This is a genomic window from Meishania litoralis, assembly GCF_042611095.1.
Lineage (GTDB): Bacteria > Bacteroidota > Bacteroidia > Flavobacteriales > Flavobacteriaceae > Meishania > Meishania litoralis.
Genome location: NZ_JBHFPV010000014.1, coordinates 1 through 1,421 on the forward strand (window position 1 = coordinate 1; position 1,421 = coordinate 1,421).

At 35.9% G+C, this 1,421-nt stretch carries 2 protein-coding genes; both read left to right on the forward strand.

The window, feature by feature from the left end:
• Positions 1-132: 132 nt before the first annotated feature.
• Complete coding sequence (locus ACEZ3G_RS17035; protein ID WP_432426729.1) at positions 133-663, forward strand: GNAT family N-acetyltransferase; 531 nt, start codon at positions 133-135, stop codon at positions 661-663.
• Positions 656-1,228 (forward strand): dihydrofolate reductase family protein, encoded by a 573-nt coding sequence (locus tag ACEZ3G_RS17040; protein ID WP_432426730.1) that lies wholly within the window; start codon positions 656-658, stop codon positions 1,226-1,228. Before ACEZ3G_RS17035 ends, ACEZ3G_RS17040 begins: the two co-directional genes overlap by 8 nt.
• Positions 1,229-1,421: the final 193 nt, after the last annotated feature.

The window sequence follows — 1,421 nt, forward strand, 5'->3', positions numbered from 1 at the left end:
TAAATTGCCAGCTTTTTCATGGCTCCCTGCCCTTGAAAGCAAGCTTTCAGGACACCGCCCTTCAAAAACTGTACATAGCCGCGAGCCGTTGTGGTGCATATAATCGAAACACATAAGGAACTGACAAAACAAATGGAATTAATCATAAGAAAAGAACGTTTAGACGACCTTAAAACAGTCTTTAATCTTATAGAAAAGGCATTTGAAAACGAACAAATAAGCGACCACAAGGAACAGTTTTTAGTGGAAAGATTGAGAAGGTCAAATGCTTTTATTCCCGAACTTTCTATGGTAGCTGAAACCAATAACAAAATTGTTGGGCATATTTTACTGACTAAATTGAAAATAAAAAATGGACAAAATGAATTTGACTCATTGACTCTTGCCCCTGTTTCTGTGCTTCCAGAATATCAAGGAAAAGGAATTGGCGGAATACTTATAAAACAAGGTCATAAAAAGGCAAAAGAATTAGGATTCTCATCAGTTATATTGCTCGGACACGAAAAATATTATCCGAAATTCGGATACAAACGAGCCGACCAATTTGGTATAGAATTACCATTTGAAGTGCCGAAAGAGAATTGTATGGCAATTGAATTGGTTGAAAACGGACTGAATGGAGTAAGTGGAATGGTTGAATATCCAAAAGAATTTTATGAATAAAAGGAATAGCGTATTTATCGCAACAAGTATAGACGGCTATATCGCTGACAAAAATGGCGGAATTGATTGGCTAAATTCAGTGCCTAATCCTAACAATGATGATATGGGATATGTTGAATTCATCAGTGGGATTGATGCGCTTGTTATGGGACGAACAACGTTCGAAACTGTAATGGGTTTTGATGTTTCTTGGCCATATAACAAACCTGTTTTTGTATTGAGCAATAAACTGAAAGAAATACCAGAATCACATAAAGACAAAGCCTTTTTAGTCAAAGGAACTCTATTAGAAATTTTAGAGCAAATTAACGGAAAAGGATATGAGAGATTATACATTGATGGAGGAACAACAATCAGGAATTTTTTAAAAGCAGACTTGATTGATGAAATGATATTAACAACTATTCCAATTTTATTAGGTGGTGGTTCTTCATTGTTCGGAGAATTACCAAACGAGCTGAAATTTGAGTTGATTGGAACAAAAACATTCCTGAATCAAATATCTCAAAGACATTATAAACGAAAAAAAATAAAAATACGACACCACAACAATGGCTATAAGTAATTGCTTGTTCTCGCCTACTTCTGAAAATTCTTGCGGATTTTCAGCTTGGTGTGTACTTGCGAAGTTAAACGCTAAACCACGCAACTACTCATAGCCGAGACCGATGTCGGCAATACCTCAACCTCGGCATATCTAAAAAATTTCTGTCTCGCTGCGCTAAAATTTTTTATTGATATGCACTCGGTTTCGCTCG